The following is a 14,018-nucleotide window of genomic DNA, read 5'->3' as shown; positions in this document are numbered from 1 at the left end:
TTTGCCACACTCGCCCCCAAATAATCATGCTGCCCCACGAGTTGCAAAACATTGCCCCAGAACCGACTCCCGCGGCCGAAATTTTTCAGAGACACCAAATTGTCCGCGAGTTTTACGAAGAAATTAAGTACCGTCAAGAACTAGAACTTCACTGCCAGTGGTATTACGCTACAGCCAAGCAGCATCAGCAGGAATTGCAGAAAATGCAGGGAGATTGGAATATTTTAGGTTGGTTTAGCCGGGGACGGTCGAAAAATTAAGGGTTAAATAAAAAAGATGGTTTGTAGTAAGGACTTTATCCCCGCCGAGCGACTAAAAGCTACAGAAAAAACTGAAGTCCTCACTACAAACTGTACAACAGCTATATGACTCCCGCCCAAAAACGGATACTTGCTTTCCCACAGAAGTCGTGATCAGCGCAAAATTTTAGACCTTAGTTCAAGCTTCCAGATTCATCTGTGGAGTAAATCTAAAATCTAAAATCTAAAATCTAAAATCGACTGACGGGATTTGATATTGTCTTTGGGCTCCGGCTTCTACTTTGGAGACAGCTAGACTTCCGAAGATATCAATTCGACCTCATCCTCTTTCAGGTGAGCTCGAAATTTTTTGTCAAATTGTACTAGAATCGGCCAATTAGCACTGACAGGTCGGCCGTGCCATTCGTGAACGATCGCCACGACTTCTCCTTCCATACCCTTAATATCAAATGGTTGACTGCGATTTTCAGGATGGTGGTAGACAACAACAGAGTTTTTAATGCAAACGCGATCGCCAACTTTCATAGACTTATATTTAGTGTTCTCTCTTCAAAACTCTGCAAAGCTTACGGGTGCTTAACACTTGTAGGCTTTGCCGACAGTCTTCTTATCTTCCCACAAGTAGAGCGAAAACTTAAACAAAGTTGGCAGTTCCCTGTCGCTGCTTCGATCCCCAGCCGCGATCCACGTCAGCCGAAATGTTGATCCATTCTCGGTTGAACCGGCAGGCCCGATCGAGATTTAAACTGCGATCGGGCGGATTCTCAAGGGCGGGAATTGATGCCGGCTAATCGAGAAACGATTAACTTAACTGATTTAACCAACACTCAACATCAACGGCCAAGGTTTGACCCAACTCCAGCAACTGCCGGATCGAAGGCAAGTCCCAGCCGGCGCCGGAACCTGCAATCCCCAAGGCAACGGCAGCGACCACACTGTCGCCCGCCGAGACATCTTGCAGTTGCAGCCAGCCCAAACACAGAGGCACAATTTGACTGTACAGAGAATTGAAATACAGTTCCTGTGATCGATCCAGACACAAACCCAAACTCAGTCGATCGCCCACCGCAATCAAACGCTCGATCGTGCGGATGTCAGTTTCTAAGTTGACAGGCGAGCGATCCTCCATGCCCGATCCGGGTTGCAGCAGCGCCTTAAGCGATCGCCAAACCATCTTTTCCAAAATTTCCTTGACTTCGGGAACGTTCAACCGACAGCGGAGATGGCCGCTTTCAGTGGCGATCGCCTCAATTTCGGCCAGCAGCGGTTCCACATCCTCCGTTTCCACTTCCAGGGCCTTGGCCGCGGTCAAACAGCGGTGTCCCAAAGCCACCTCAGCAGCCACCTGCAACTCTACCGGCACCTGCAACTCGTCTCGGTGGAACGCCATTATCACCCCGTAATTTTCGCGGTAAACCTGAGTGTAAAGCTGATCCAAGCGAGTCAAATTTTCCTGACTCAGCAACTGCACGATCCGGTGGCGTTCCTCAGCAAATAAATCCCGCAAGCTAAAGGACTGATCCCCAAACAGCCGCACCATTTCCAGAATTGCGTGGGACGCCGAAGCTTCTTGCATAACTCCAAACAACCGCTCTTTGAGCATAGTGTAAGACCGGCGGCTGCCAAAAGGCTGAATGCAGCAGTGGAAGTCCCAGCCGCCGAGGTGCAACGCAGCAAACACAAAAATCTCTGTTTCCCGGGTAATTTCCGAGGTTAACTGCAATTGACCCACAGCCAGAGTCATCGAGCCCATGCGCTGTATTTGGAAATCTTGCTGCTCGGCCTGATAGCAGTAAACTCGCTCTTCGCGGGGAAATTTGGCAAATAGAGAACTGATTGCGTAGTGGGCGGCCACTTGTCGGAGACTAATTTGAGCTGTCACCACCAGTTGGCGGTAAACTTCTGCCCCTGTTTTAAAACAGTCAACGTTGCTGGGTACGAGGGCTAGTTGAGCCACAAAATCCTTTTCTAGCTGGATGCCGGTAACTTCCCCCGCCAATTCCAGCGCCCGGGCCGCGTAGCGCAGAATTTGCACGCCTTCTGGCCGCGAGATTTCTTCAAAAAACCAGCCGCAGCTAGTGAACATTAACAGGGCGTGGCGCTGCATTTCCAGCAGTCGCAGGGCGTCCACCTGTTCGGCGTCGTCGAGGGGGCGAACTTGATGGCGTTGAAGGAAACTGTCAACCTTAGCGGGCGATCGATCCCGGATAACCTCAATATATTCATCTCTGGCTTTCCAGGGATCGCTCAACAGCTTGCGCCCCGCTTCTTCGTAAATCGGAATCAGTCGATCGCGCAGCCAATTGAGAGTATCCCGCAGAGGGCGGCGCCATTTGAGGTGCCATCCGCCGCCACCACCGCAGCCGCAATCATCTTGCCAGCGATCGACCCCGTGAGAGCAACTCCATGCCGTCACGGGTTTGAGTTCCACTTCCCAAGCGCTCGGATTTTGACTTAAATAATGAGCAAAATTCGTCACCGTCCAGCCGCGGCGGGGAAACTCTTCTGTGAAGGCGTAGGCGAGGCATTTTTCGGTACTGTTTTTGTGGTGGCCGAAAGTTTCGCCGTCCGTCGCCACGCAGATTAATTGAGCCGGGCGGTGGTCTCCCCGTACTGCTTGACCCAAGCGCCCGGCTAAGTGGTGGCTGCTGCTGAGAACGTCATTGAAGCCCATATCCCGCGAGATCGGGCCGTCGTAGAAAAAGATATCGATGTAGGGAGTGTTGGCAGGTGCGGCTGCAGAATTTTGGGAGTGCTGGCGGCCAAAATAGTGAGTGCTCAGCGGCGAGAGTTGGTGGTCAGCCATCAACCGCATTTCTGGTTTCAAATAGCAGCGGTACGGGCGAGTCGGATCGATTTGACCGCCGCCGACTTCGTGCCATTCGGAATTTTCCGCTGGTTGCCCTTCGTGGTTTTGCCCGATTAGCGGGCGGCAGCGTTCTGCTTGGGAGGGGGCTAAGACAATGAAGCGGATGCCTTCAGCGACTAAAACTTCGAGGGTGGCGTAGTCTACGGCGGTTTCGGCGAGCCACATTCCTTCGGGATCGCGATTGAACCGGGAGCGAAAATCTGCGATCCCCCAGCGAATTTGGGTGTATTTGTCTCGCTCGTTAGCGAGGGGCATGATGATGTGATTGTAGACTTGGGCGATCGCGTTGCCGTGACCGTTGAGGCGCTTACAGCTTTTGCGATCGGCCTCCAGAATCCGCTGGTAGACTTCCGGGTCATAGCGTTCGAGCCAGCTCATCAGTGTAGGCCCGATGTTGAAGCTCATATACTCGTAGTTGTTCACGATCCCCGCGACTTCGCCGCGATCGTTGAGTATGCGGGCAAAGGCGTTCGGGCGGTAGCACTCCTTGTCAATGCGTTCGTTCCAGTCATGGGAAGGAGAGGCGCTGGCTTGGCGTTCGATCGCGTCCAAGTAAGGGTTTTCCCGGGGTGGCTGGTAAAAGTGACCGTGAACCGTCACGCACACCCCAGTTGCAGCAGCCGCACTGCTTTGGGTTGCAGCAGTTAGGGTTGGCGAAGACAAAGGTAGCACATCGGATTGAGTTGTAGAAATCGAAATCATACGAGCAAATCCTCACTCAAGTAGTTAAAGACAATAAAACCAGCCTAATTAGAAACTGAAACCTTACGCAGCAAGAGTTACAGCTAGGCATCTGTTAGGGCTAAATTTGGCTGACAAGTTTTGATACATTTCAAGTAGTATTGCGAGCAAAGCATTCGTTCCAAGATGCCAACCGTCGATCCCTGGTTTTTTTGCCAATGCTTTGCTGTTGAAAGAGTTAAAAAAGGTAGCTTTTGCTGCTTTTTGGCACTTGCGACCCATTTCGGGTTCGTGCTTGCAGGGCTGCTCATTGAGAGTTTCATTTACCTTGCTGGATTGTAAAGTCTTATTCATTAAATAGCAACTTTTCGCCGGAAAGATTTAATTTTTGGCAATAAATCTTGGCGGTTGTGGATATCGGTTTAATGCCCGATGAATTTATAGAATAAGAGTATTGCCCGAGTTTCGCATCATACTTTAGGTGCTTTTTAGCTAAGTTCTGGAGAAGTTAGGCTAGTTGAGTTAGGGCGGGGCAGATTTGCTGCAAATGTACTTTCCAGAAGAGTTGTAACACTGGTGCGGAGTCAAAAGGCAACAAAAAAGCAAAACGGTAAGTGTTATGTTTTAACTCCTGAGAGGTATGTGGGGGCGGAGGCATGGGAGGAGGAGGAGGAGGGTTTGGACGAGAAGATGCTGCATTTGACGGCGAAGTTGGAGAGGCAATTTGCCGAGAGTCCCAAGTTAGAGGCGATGATTCGGGAAAATCGGCAGAGGGTGGGTTCTGGCGGATAGTTCGTCAATTGCTGAAGATTATCATGATTTTTTGCGAGAACTTAAGGAACCTATTGTGCAATATCAAGTGCGGGCCGTACTTTCTGTCAACTGCGAATTAGTGTTGCTTTACTGGCCAATTGGACGGAATATTTTAAACAGGCAACAGCAGCGAGGATGGGGAGCAAAAGTTATAGACAATTTAGGTGTTGACTTAGAAACAGCTTTGCCTGAAATGATGTTTGCCGACGATTGAGCAGTTGGAAGCTGAGTTAGAAGCGGTGGATGTGGAAATTGAGGAGCAATGATAAAATGGGAGAGTGCGAAGTCAAGATAACTCTTATCCAAAATCGCGCCGACTTGGAGCCATTCGCGATACCCTACTCCGCAAGGTTCTCTCGGGCGAGCTTCGTATGAAAGATACGGATTTTTTTGGGAGGCATCATTGTAATGAGACTACCGCCGAGCATTTTAAACAAATATCTCGATCGGTTTGATGAACTTATACAAGAAGGAGAAAGGATTTATAAAGTTATTAAAGATATTCCCACTGTTAAGTTCAGCGCCCCGGGTGAAGTAATTAGACCGTTGACTCAACAAGAACTTGAAGCTCGACAAAAACTACAGGGGTGGTATTTAAACTATTTATCGTTACTCGATCAAATCATTCCTCCAAGGAGTGTTCATCGAAAATTATTGGATGAAACAGAAAGTTATTACGATGCTTCCGATAAATTGAATACCTACATTTATAGATTAAAAGGATTGAAAGAGGACTTTCAAAAAGGTTATTTAGGAGATTTGGGACTTGAGATAGAAGCTGCAATAGTCGCAGATTATATGGGTCAAGCAGAACAGTTGTTAGCAGAGGGTCAGTCTGGTAAATATGACTATGTACCAGCAGCCGTATTAGCTGGAGCTGTTTTAGAGAAATCTCTGCGAACTCTCTGTGATAAGCAGAGTCCGTCCATATCAAGAGTCAATAATAACGGTAAACCCCTAACACTCACCCCTTTGATTGATGTCTTGAAAAAAAATAACTTATTTAATGAACTAACAGCTAAGCAGCTTAGAGGTTGGGCTGATATTCGGAATAGTGCCGCTCACGGACATTTTGATGAGTTTAATCGTAGCCAGGTGGATCTGATGATTCAAGGAATTAATAATTTTTTGGCAACCCACATGATATGAATTTATCTATAATGTCCTACCAAATAGATTAACAAGAATAATCGCTACGTAAAAAGTGGACATCAACCAACAAAAAGAACAATTCAGCAACATCTACCTGCAAGCTGTCACCACCGTTGCCGGCTATTCCGTCTACAAACCTTCCGTAGACGATGACAGCGTAGACTGGGGAGTAGCTGCCAAAGGCGGGACAGGCCCCATTAGAGCACCTCGCTTAGAATTGCAGTTAAAATCTACCTGAAGAGATATCAAAGACGATAACTCCATCCGCTACCCTCTCAAGCTCAAAAACTACGACGACTTAAGAATGGATGACTTCGCCATTCCCCGAATTTTAGTTGTCGTTTTAATCCCGGAAACACCGGAAGACTGGTTCACCCAGTCGGAAACAGAACTCTGCATCAGAAAGTGCGGATATTGGATCTCGCTGCGGGGAAAGCCAAAAACACAAAACACAAACGCTGTCACCGTCGCCATCCCCAGAACCAACCAATTTACAGTCGCCGCCCTTCAGTCAATTATGGAGGGAATTAGCCAAGGAGTTCAACCATGAAAGTCACCGTAAAAGATAGCCAAACTCTCGAAACAATCGAGCTCAATCAACTGAGAAATTACTTACAAACTCACGGCTGGCATGAAGACCAACCTTTCTTAGATAATGCCACACTTTGGCACAAACCAACAGCCGATGCAGAAGAATTTGAAATATTGCTACCTAACCGGGAAAACCTGGGAGATTATGCAGCCCGCATCCGCGAGGCAATCCAAACCCTAGAAAACGCCGAAAATCGCCCTCAAATTGAAATTTTAAGCGAACTACTTACCAGCATTCCCAACATGATAATTCAGGGGATTGTTATGCAAATTCACACCCCTAATACCCAAAAATTAAGTGGCGAAATTACTCTCCTCGGCCTTGTAGCTGACAAATTGCGGAAAATTCAAACTTCACTTGCAGACAAAGATTACATCCTGGCGATTAAAGCTTATCAAGAACGCTTACCGATTCTCTGTAGCGGTGACTTAATCAAAGACAACAACGCCTTCATCCTCAAAAACCCCCACAACTTAACCCTTGATGAATTGTGGTAAAACTAACAGATTTTGTCGAAATCTATATTAAACACCTTCCAAACAGATATCGATCGCCCTAGCAAAGGCATCTGGCGCATCCAGCATCAGCCAGTGTCCAGTATCGGGTAGCGTAGTTGTCGTCAGTGTGGCACGAAGGATGTGGAGGCTGAACGGAAAAGTGTTTGAGGGAGCAATAATTGCGTGGGCCCGTGTTCCAGGGGCTGCTAGGTAGCGATCGAGAGCATCAACTGCTTCAAAGGGAAACATCCCGCGATACATTCCACACAGGCAATCCTGTGGAGTCGCCGCCAACCAAGCGAGAATCCGATCGCGCGTATGGGCCGTGCTTCCTGTCAGCGCCTCGTTGAAGCTGGTTTCCACAGCAGCCCGCCAATCCTCCGTCTCCAGAGCCCTCTGGTAGGGGACGATCCGTGCCTCGTGCACCTCTGCAGCCACCTTGGTAAAGTCTCCAGGTGGGTCTGCCAGGATCAACTGCGCGATGCGGTGCGGTGCGCTGGCTGCTGTGGCGAGGGCAATACAAGCACCGAAACTGTGCCCGACGATCGCCACTCGATCGAGTCCCAGCCCATCCAGTACCGCGAAAACATCCGCTGCACAGGAGGCGGGCGCATAGTTGCCGTCCTCCGGCGGTGCGGAATCGCCATGTCCCCGCACGTCAAGGGCGATCGCGCGTCGGGTACGGGCGACATGGGCAAGCTGGGCATCCCAGATGCTCGCGGAAACCGCCATACCGTGCATGAACACCACCGGCAGTGGCTTGGACTCCGCAGCGGTGACAGGGGGGGTGGCTTCGATGATGTGAATAGTGCCGATCGGTCCTTTGATAGTTGTCGATCGCATACAATTTTCTCCTAACTTTGAATTTCCTCTTTTCACACAACCAATTTTACCTCTGTTACTCCTTGGCGCAATTCATACTGTCCTTTTACCCAAAATTGTTTAATTTTTTCACCCAAAAACGGAGCAGTTTGCATCATCAATAAACGCAATAATCCATTTTTTCGCAGTTGTTCGCCTTTCCACGCTTCTTGTGCTTGAAGTTGTTGGGCGCGAATAATTTCTGGTTCGCGTTCTGCCTGAATCCGCGATAATGCTAAGTCCATATCCTCGTAATTAGCCCCTGCTTTCAATAAAGGTACAAGGTGATTGGCGGCAACAATTACATCGCGTAACGCCATGTTAATTCCTTGAGCGCGAACCGGAGACATGGGATGTGCAGCATCCCCCAAAAGTATGATTCCTGGTCGATGCCAGCGCGGACAGCGACCAACCACAACAGATAATCGCATCGGAGATTCGATCGTATCGGCACAGTTGCGGAAATGTTCTGCCATCCACGCAGGCGATAGGGATGCGAAAGTTTCTGCCCAGTCTGTGTGTTTCCAATCGGTTTTGTCATCTGCCGATAGCACCCAAGCCAGATGAAGTTTTCCTGATTCTGCCCCGTGAAAGACACTGAATCCGCTACCGCCATTCAGGATGGAATAAAATACATTATCCGCCACAAACCGAGGATGAGCGGCAAGTTTAAACCACAGAACATCTATACTATTCTGCTGTTTTACTAACTCTAATTCTGCACGCTGTCGTACAACCGAGTTTCTACCATCTGTACCAATCACAAGTGCAGCAGGAATCTCTCGCCCATCTCCTAGCTTTACACCCGCAATGCGATCGTTGCTATACAGTAAATCTTTTACGGGAACACCTGGGATAAATTCAAACTCTGGATGCAACTGAGCTTCTGAAATTAGTGTTTCTAGCAAGGGCGGTTGCGATACGAGTGTACAAGGTCGGTTTGACCCCATTGGCTCATCAACTCGAAATAGTTGCCGATCGCCCACAATGAACTCCCAGGCATCAATTGGTCGGTGTGGAACACCTTCTAGCATAGTGGATAAGCCCATTTGTGCGATCGCATCCAATCCGCTCGGCATTAACGCTTCACCGCGAAACACTCGGTAGGAATCTTTTGCAGCCTCAACCAACGTTACAGCAATACCTCGTTTCACCAGCAGCAAGGCAAGTGCCGCACCAGTTGGCCCCGCTCCCACAATTACAACTTGCGTCATTGCCATTCCCCATTGCTTTTTGCGGATATTGAGATGTCAACAAAGGTGGTAAAAGGAGGCGCAATCCCCTATTCCCAGCTATTTCTGGAGTCCCTGTTGAAAAGTCTTAACTGCATCAACATGATTCACCATATTGATGCAACGCAACAACAAATCCAAATCGATCCCTTTCACCTCCTCACTACTGGAAACCTTTTCATAATAAAGTGTATTGCCCTCTCCCCGCAGGTGATAAACCTCTAACAATCCATCTTCCCAGAACCACACTTCCTTTATCTTCAGCCGCTTGTATGCCTCCAGTTGGTTGATGCCACCACTGGAAAACACGACCTCGATCGCCAAATCGGGTAGCATACGACCAGGGGCAAGTTTATAAGATTCATCCGCCTCTCGCTTAACGGCTACCCCTTCACTTTCTAGCGTCATTGAGCCAGTTGGAGTAAAGTCAAACCCCGCCATCAGCAGGTACAGTTCCACCAATGCGGCAATTCTCTTCTTAACGGTTTCGTGGGGTTCTCCAGGCATTCGTCGTATCTCCAGAATTCCATCCAGGAAAGAAAGTCGATATCCTGGACGGTCTAACAATTGCTCAACTGCTTTGAACTCTCTCCAAGTCAGTCCCTCAAACAGAAGGGGTGATTCTTTTCTGGGTGGTGCGATGATTGCTGCGGTCATTTGATTCTCCAGTCTATTTCCAGATGAGAAACGATCGGGTTTGGAGGGCGATTTGTTTATTATAACTTTAACTAGCATCCTCCACTGTAAATCCGATTTCTTGCCCGTATGATAGTTCCCGCGTGTGACCGTCCGGGTCTCGCAAAAAAGCCCAGTAGCCGATCGGATATCCAGAATCTTTTGGTTCCTCAAGCAGTACGCCTTCTTGACGTGCTTTGTCGCAGAGAGAATCCATGTATTCGCGGCTTTTGCAACCTACTCCGAGGTGTGCAAAGGGAGACAGAACGGGATGTACCGAGTCTGTTTGAATTAGCACAATTACAAAAGGGCGAGTGCGATCGGAAAGCCAGACCACAGTAACACCAGTTTCTGCATCAATGCGGCGGTGAACGACCTGCATTCCAGCATACTTGGAGTAGAATTCGATAGTGCGATCGACATCGGAAACGGGCAGTGCGATGTGTGTGAGACCGATATCAATCATATGTTATGTTGCTCCCGGCTGAGACTTCAAACTTTACAAAATGACTTCGTAATGTTCCACTGTCGGAAATGGATCGTAGAAGTGGTGCAATAAGGAACGCCACTTTTGATAATCTGGGGATTGTCGAAATCCAACGGTATGATCTTCCAAACTGTGCCATCGCACAAGCAGAATATAACGATTTGTGGTTTCTATACAGCGTTGCAGCTCGTGAGAGATATACCCGGGCATAGAAGAAATAATAGCTGAAGCTGTTTTGAAAGCGGTTTCAAATTCAACAGTCATATTAGGCTTAACATCAAGAATTGCCACTTCCAATATCATAATTTTAATGAGATGCTCGCCACTTTGCCGCTTTCAGATCCATTGCTTTAATGAAAGCATCTTTTCCGTCCATGTACCCCTGAATATTATCATGGTATTTGTTTGCGAGTTCTCGTTTGAGTTCGCTGTATTGCTGCGCGTCCTCAGGATGGGAAATCATATAATCTCGAAACGCTAAATGGCGCTCTATCTGCGCTGAGTTCACTTCAAACCCGTGAAGGTGGTGTGTTCTAATCCCTGCTTCATTACCCTTGCGAAAAAAACGACGACCGGATATCCCAAACTCACCCATTGCTTGATAACCTAATGCCTCTATTTCTGAACTCTGTGTATCGACTTTTATAATATCTTTAACCTCAACTAACATATCGATTATCGGCTTTGCATGAATTTGTGGAATCGCTGTGCTACCAATGTGATGTATAGCAACCACATTTTCCCTAAGTGCAAGTGCAATCAGTTTCGACTCAGTTTCAAATGCGCTGCGCCAATTAGGATCGTGCGGGACGACTTCTACTTTGAAAAAATCTACTTTTATTGACATGGCTGATAATTATTTGCTTTTTTTGTCATCTCATTGATTTACCATCGCATTTAACCGAAACTGATTTTATTATGCCTCATATTTTACGGGCGGCGCCCAAAGCTCTTAAACATACGGACAACGGGGAGAAACTGACTGTTTGGGAGAGAAATTTCAAACCGCTCAATCACCTGATAGTCAAATTTTGTGTAAAATGGCTCTCCCGCCAGCGTCGCAATCATCTCAACTTCCTTAAATCCAGCACGCTCAGCAGCCAGTTCACATACTCGCATAATCTGACTTCCAATTCTTCGACGTGCCCATGCTGGATGAACAAAGAATGCACGAATCTTTGCCGAGTCGCTGTCTGGGTTGAGCAGGCTGTCTTCTGGATTATTTTTGCCTGAATCACCTCCATAAAGCGTTTTACGCTTACTCCAACCACCGCAACCAACAATTTGGTGATTGTTCTCAGCAACAAAGTATGTTTGGTCTTGAATCAGTTGACTGTCAACCCCAAAAACTTTGCCCAGTGCGCCTTCAATCTGCTCTGAACTATAGTAGCCTGCTTGCAAAGCTCTAGCAGAATCAGGAATTAAAGTTGTTAGCTTAGGAATGTCTTCTAAGGAAGCTAATCGAATACAAAAATCCATTGAACCGATCGGCTAAACAAATCGCTCTCTTAGTTTGTCACATCCGTGAAAGCGGCAATGCAGCGATCGCTCGTTAGCGAAGCCCTCGAAGAGGATCGCCCACCCCCAGCTTTAAGCCAACACCCAAATATCGAACCCTCCCCCTTTCTTAAACTGTGTGGCAGGCTATGATTGACGGTTGGCAGCTTTTGAGAATCTAAATGCTAAACACAAATACAATAATTTCCAGTCTGCTGTTATTTATCCCGGTTTCCATCGCCGGACACTTTCTCGGCTGGGAATCCTCCACAATCTTCATCACCTCGGCTTTAGCTATCATCCCCCTAGCCGCCTGGATGGGAACAGCCACCGAAGAAATCGCCGTCGTCCTCGGTGCCAACTTGGGGGGTTTGCTGAACGCTACCTTCGGAAATGCCACGGAACTAATTATCGGCATCGTCGCCCTCAACGCCGGACTAATAGATGTTGTCAAGGCCAGCATCACCGGTTCAATTATGAGCAACCTGCTGCTGGTGATGGGATTTGCGATGCTGCTGGGCGGCTTGCGCTACAAAGAACAAGAATTTCAGCCGACAGTCGCCCGGTTGAACGCTTCAGCGATGAACTTAGCGGTGATTGCCATTTTGGTGCCGACGGCAGTTAATGCCACCTCTATTGGCATCCCTCCCGAAACTATGCAGAACCTCTCTAGCGCTGTTGCTGTAGTCCTGATTATAGTCTACGTGCTGACGCTGCTGTTTTCGATGAAAACCCACAGTTATCTGTACGATGCAGGGGTGGCAGAAATAGGAATGCTTGAAGAATTAGCCGAAAGTAACTTAGCACCAGACAGTCCAGACCACAAAGTCAATCTGCCGCTGTGGATTGGGGTGCTGTTGGCCTGTACCCTGATGGTAGCTGTCGAGTCGGAACTGCTGGTGGGTACTCTGGAAGAAGCGACGGCGCGTTTGGGGCTGACATCACTATTTACTGGGGTGATTTTAGTGCCGATTATTGGTAATGCGGCCGAACATACGACGGCGGTGACGGTGGCGATGAAAAATAAAATGGATTTGTCAGTTTCTGTGGCCGTGGGTTCGAGTTTGCAAATTGCTTTGTTTGTTGCCCCGGTGTTGGTTTTGGCAGGTTTTGTCTTGGGCAAACCGATGGACTTGAATTTCAACCCGTTTGAACTTGTAGCGGTTGCGGTGTCGGTGCTAATCGCCAATTCTATCAGTTCTGACGGCAACTCTAACTGGCTAGAAGGTACTTTGCTGTTGGCAGCTTATACGGTTTTGGCGCTGGCGTTCTACTTCCATCCGGTAATTGAGGGACTTGTTTAAAACGCTTTCTTCTGCTGAAGGAAGAGGGAAGAGGGAAGAAGGAAGAAGGCAGATTTTTTCACTCCCTCACTCCCCCACTCGCCTACTCTCACTTCTTTCTTCGAGAGTGGTGGTTGCGATCGTACAATTGAAATGTGGCTGCTCTCTCGTTATTAGTTCTGGTGTGTTTGTACATTATTTGCTGTCATCAGGGATTTGTGACCTTGATCGACTGTGACCAACTACAAAACCTTTGGCATCAACCCGATCATTAGAGCGCGGTGCCACAGGTTATACAAAAACACGGGATGCTGAAGTCAAGCGAGACTAAAGCCTCCCTTGACTTCAGAGACGCTGCGAGATTTCAATCAAGGGTGCTCATGAGTCTTTTACTAGGTGTGCTACGATCGTCATAAGTTGAAAATTGAGTCTAACTAGATAACGTAAAACCTCGTACTCTTATTGTTGAGTACGTCGTCCCACAAACACGGTGTTGCCGTCTAGGAAAACTCGTATTTGAACAAAAACCGAACTAGATAAAGAGGACTAATCAAATACGGTATGCCATACCAGAATTAACGATTTTAGAGAAGACACCTCTAATGCGGCTTGAGTAATCTTGTCAAGGCAAGTAACCCAAGCTGAATCAAAAATCTCACTCACCAAGAGTGCACAGAGGTTAATCTAATCGCTTAATACTTGATTAAACTTCCTCCGAGCTGCTGATGACAAGCATATTGACAGAGGCGCAGTTTTGTGCAACATTCTCAGAATAATGCCCAAAATATGCAGGAAAAATTTTCAGGAAGAGTAAACGACGGTCGATTTAAAACTGACCAGCCTATAAAAAGGTCGAACGGGATACCACGATTCGTTAAATTGGTTGAAAATAATGGTTAAACAATGGCTAAAAGCTTCCACAATAATAAATAGTTGTACAGACTTCAAAAATAGGGTGCTGCTCCACCCGAATTTACGCCTGTGGACAAGTAAGAGCCGACTCTCTTGGCAGAAGCAGGAATCAGACCCTCTAGAAAATACTTCTAGTTGAATGGTGAAGCTTAGATAAGTTTAGCCAAGTTTTGTATAGCAGTGTCAAAGTAAAACTTGATAGAGCAA

At 47.7% G+C, this 14,018-nt stretch carries 16 protein-coding genes and 1 pseudogene; 7 read left to right on the top strand and 10 right to left on the bottom strand.

Annotated features, from left to right (window positions below; genetic code table 11):
• Positions 1–26: 26 nt before the first annotated feature.
• Entirely contained in the window at positions 27–260 is a 234-nt protein-coding gene (locus D0A34_24440; protein UNU21573.1) for a hypothetical protein, read from the top strand.
• A gap of 291 nt (positions 261–551) precedes the next feature.
• On the opposite strand, the gene D0A34_24435 is transcribed toward D0A34_24440, so the two are convergent.
• The 3 genes from D0A34_24435 to D0A34_24425 form a co-directional block, all read right to left on the bottom strand.
• The gene (locus D0A34_24435) at positions 552–785 is read right to left on the bottom strand and encodes a ferredoxin--nitrite reductase (protein UNU21572.1); all 234 of its coding nucleotides are present in this window, start codon (positions 783–785) and stop codon (positions 552–554) included.
• Positions 786–1,062: 277 nt separating this feature from the next.
• Entirely contained in the window at positions 1,063–3,831 is a 2,769-nt protein-coding gene (locus tag D0A34_24430) for a DUF3536 domain-containing protein (protein ID UNU21571.1), read from the bottom strand.
• 63 nt (positions 3,832–3,894) lie between these two features.
• The gene (locus D0A34_24425) at positions 3,895–4,164 is read right to left on the bottom strand and encodes a hypothetical protein (protein ID UNU21570.1); all 270 of its coding nucleotides are present in this window, start codon (positions 4,162–4,164) and stop codon (positions 3,895–3,897) included.
• Positions 4,165–4,386: 222 nt separating this feature from the next.
• Here D0A34_24425 and D0A34_24420 point away from each other — a divergent pair, with 222 nt between their 5' ends.
• The 5 genes and pseudogenes from D0A34_24420 (at position 4,387) to D0A34_24400 (ending at position 6,864) form a co-directional block, all read left to right on the top strand.
• Positions 4,387–4,602: a hypothetical protein gene (locus tag D0A34_24420; protein UNU21569.1), complete on the top strand. Its 216-nt coding sequence runs from the start codon at positions 4,387–4,389 to the stop codon at positions 4,600–4,602.
• A complete protein-coding gene (locus D0A34_24415; GenBank protein ID UNU21568.1) occupies positions 4,592–4,837 on the top strand; it encodes a DUF1016 family protein in 246 nt (81 codons plus the stop codon). Before D0A34_24420 ends, D0A34_24415 begins: the two co-directional genes overlap by 11 nt.
• Before the next feature lie 194 nt (positions 4,838–5,031).
• A complete protein-coding gene (locus D0A34_24410) occupies positions 5,032–5,772 on the top strand; it encodes a DUF4145 domain-containing protein (protein ID UNU21567.1) in 741 nt (246 codons plus the stop codon).
• Positions 5,773–5,827: 55 nt separating this feature from the next.
• Positions 5,828–6,325, top strand: a pseudogene (locus D0A34_24405) (DUF4365 domain-containing protein).
• Positions 6,322–6,864: a hypothetical protein gene (locus D0A34_24400; protein UNU21566.1), complete on the top strand. Its 543-nt coding sequence runs from the start codon at positions 6,322–6,324 to the stop codon at positions 6,862–6,864. Before D0A34_24405 ends, D0A34_24400 begins: the two are co-directional and overlap by 4 nt.
• 27 nt (positions 6,865–6,891) lie before the next feature.
• On the opposite strand, the gene D0A34_24395 is transcribed toward D0A34_24400, so the two are convergent.
• The 7 genes from D0A34_24395 to D0A34_24365 all read right to left on the bottom strand — a co-directional run bounded on the left by D0A34_24395 (position 6,892) and on the right by D0A34_24365 (position 11,598).
• On the bottom strand, positions 6,892–7,707 hold the full coding sequence (locus tag D0A34_24395) for an alpha/beta hydrolase (GenBank protein UNU21565.1): 816 nt from the start codon (positions 7,705–7,707) through the stop codon (positions 6,892–6,894).
• Positions 7,708–7,739: 32 nt separating this feature from the next.
• Positions 7,740–8,939 (bottom strand): monooxygenase, encoded by a 1,200-nt coding sequence (locus D0A34_24390; GenBank protein UNU22450.1) that lies wholly within the window; start codon positions 8,937–8,939, stop codon positions 7,740–7,742.
• A 78-nt stretch (positions 8,940–9,017) separates the two neighbouring features.
• Positions 9,018–9,614 carry a Uma2 family endonuclease gene (locus D0A34_24385; GenBank protein UNU22449.1) on the bottom strand — a complete coding sequence of 199 codons (597 nt, stop codon included), beginning with the start codon at positions 9,612–9,614 and terminating at the stop codon, positions 9,018–9,020.
• 67 nt (positions 9,615–9,681) lie between these two features.
• Positions 9,682–10,098 carry a VOC family protein gene (locus tag D0A34_24380; GenBank protein ID UNU21564.1) on the bottom strand — a complete coding sequence of 139 codons (417 nt, stop codon included), beginning with the start codon at positions 10,096–10,098 and terminating at the stop codon, positions 9,682–9,684.
• 33 nt (positions 10,099–10,131) lie between these two features.
• The gene (locus tag D0A34_24375) at positions 10,132–10,422 is read right to left on the bottom strand and encodes an antibiotic biosynthesis monooxygenase (protein ID UNU21563.1); all 291 of its coding nucleotides are present in this window, start codon (positions 10,420–10,422) and stop codon (positions 10,132–10,134) included.
• A gap of 4 nt (positions 10,423–10,426) precedes the next feature.
• Positions 10,427–10,960 (bottom strand): GrpB family protein, encoded by a 534-nt coding sequence (locus D0A34_24370; protein UNU22448.1) that lies wholly within the window; start codon positions 10,958–10,960, stop codon positions 10,427–10,429.
• Positions 10,961–11,049: 89 nt separating this feature from the next.
• Positions 11,050–11,598, bottom strand: coding sequence for an N-acetyltransferase (locus tag D0A34_24365; protein ID UNU21562.1), 549 nt, complete (start codon positions 11,596–11,598; stop codon positions 11,050–11,052).
• A gap of 200 nt (positions 11,599–11,798) precedes the next feature.
• Here D0A34_24365 and cax point away from each other — a divergent pair, with 200 nt between their 5' ends.
• Positions 11,799–12,920 carry a calcium/proton exchanger gene (gene cax / locus D0A34_24360; protein ID UNU21561.1) on the top strand — a complete coding sequence of 374 codons (1,122 nt, stop codon included), beginning with the start codon at positions 11,799–11,801 and terminating at the stop codon, positions 12,918–12,920.
• Positions 12,921–14,018: the final 1,098 nt, after the last annotated feature.

Origin of the sequence: Microcoleus vaginatus PCC 9802, from assembly GCA_022701275.1 — a bacterium.
Taxonomy (GTDB): domain Bacteria; phylum Cyanobacteriota; class Cyanobacteriia; order Cyanobacteriales; family Microcoleaceae; genus Microcoleus; species Microcoleus vaginatus_A.
Note: the sequence above shows the minus strand (reverse complement) of the source record. Positions and strands in the feature narration are given on the sequence as shown.

What these genes read in the sequence shown, in the direction of transcription:
- D0A34_24430 (UNU21571.1), bottom strand. Translation starts at nt 3,831, where the DNA reads ATGATTTCGATTTCTACAACTCAATCCGATGTGCTACCTTTGTCTTCG.
- D0A34_24380 (UNU21564.1), bottom strand. Translation starts at nt 10,098, where the DNA reads ATGATTGATATCGGTCTCACACACATCGCACTGCCCGTTTCCGATGTC.
- cax (UNU21561.1), top strand. Translation starts at nt 11,799, where the DNA reads ATGCTAAACACAAATACAATAATTTCCAGTCTGCTGTTATTTATCCCG.
- D0A34_24425 (UNU21570.1), bottom strand. Translation starts at nt 4,164, where the DNA reads ATGAATAAGACTTTACAATCCAGCAAGGTAAATGAAACTCTCAATGAG.
- D0A34_24435 (UNU21572.1), bottom strand. Translation starts at nt 785, where the DNA reads ATGAAAGTTGGCGATCGCGTTTGCATTAAAAACTCTGTTGTTGTCTAC.
- D0A34_24385 (UNU22449.1), bottom strand. Translation starts at nt 9,614, where the DNA reads ATGACCGCAGCAATCATCGCACCACCCAGAAAAGAATCACCCCTTCTG.
- D0A34_24400 (UNU21566.1), top strand. Translation starts at nt 6,322, where the DNA reads ATGAAAGTCACCGTAAAAGATAGCCAAACTCTCGAAACAATCGAGCTC.
- D0A34_24375 (UNU21563.1), bottom strand. Translation starts at nt 10,422, where the DNA reads ATGATATTGGAAGTGGCAATTCTTGATGTTAAGCCTAATATGACTGTT.
- D0A34_24390 (UNU22450.1), bottom strand. Translation starts at nt 8,939, where the DNA reads ATGACGCAAGTTGTAATTGTGGGAGCGGGGCCAACTGGTGCGGCACTT.
- D0A34_24410 (UNU21567.1), top strand. Translation starts at nt 5,032, where the DNA reads ATGAGACTACCGCCGAGCATTTTAAACAAATATCTCGATCGGTTTGAT.
- D0A34_24365 (UNU21562.1), bottom strand. Translation starts at nt 11,598, where the DNA reads ATGGATTTTTGTATTCGATTAGCTTCCTTAGAAGACATTCCTAAGCTA.
- D0A34_24395 (UNU21565.1), bottom strand. Translation starts at nt 7,707, where the DNA reads ATGCGATCGACAACTATCAAAGGACCGATCGGCACTATTCACATCATC.
- D0A34_24440 (UNU21573.1), top strand. Translation starts at nt 27, where the DNA reads ATGCTGCCCCACGAGTTGCAAAACATTGCCCCAGAACCGACTCCCGCG.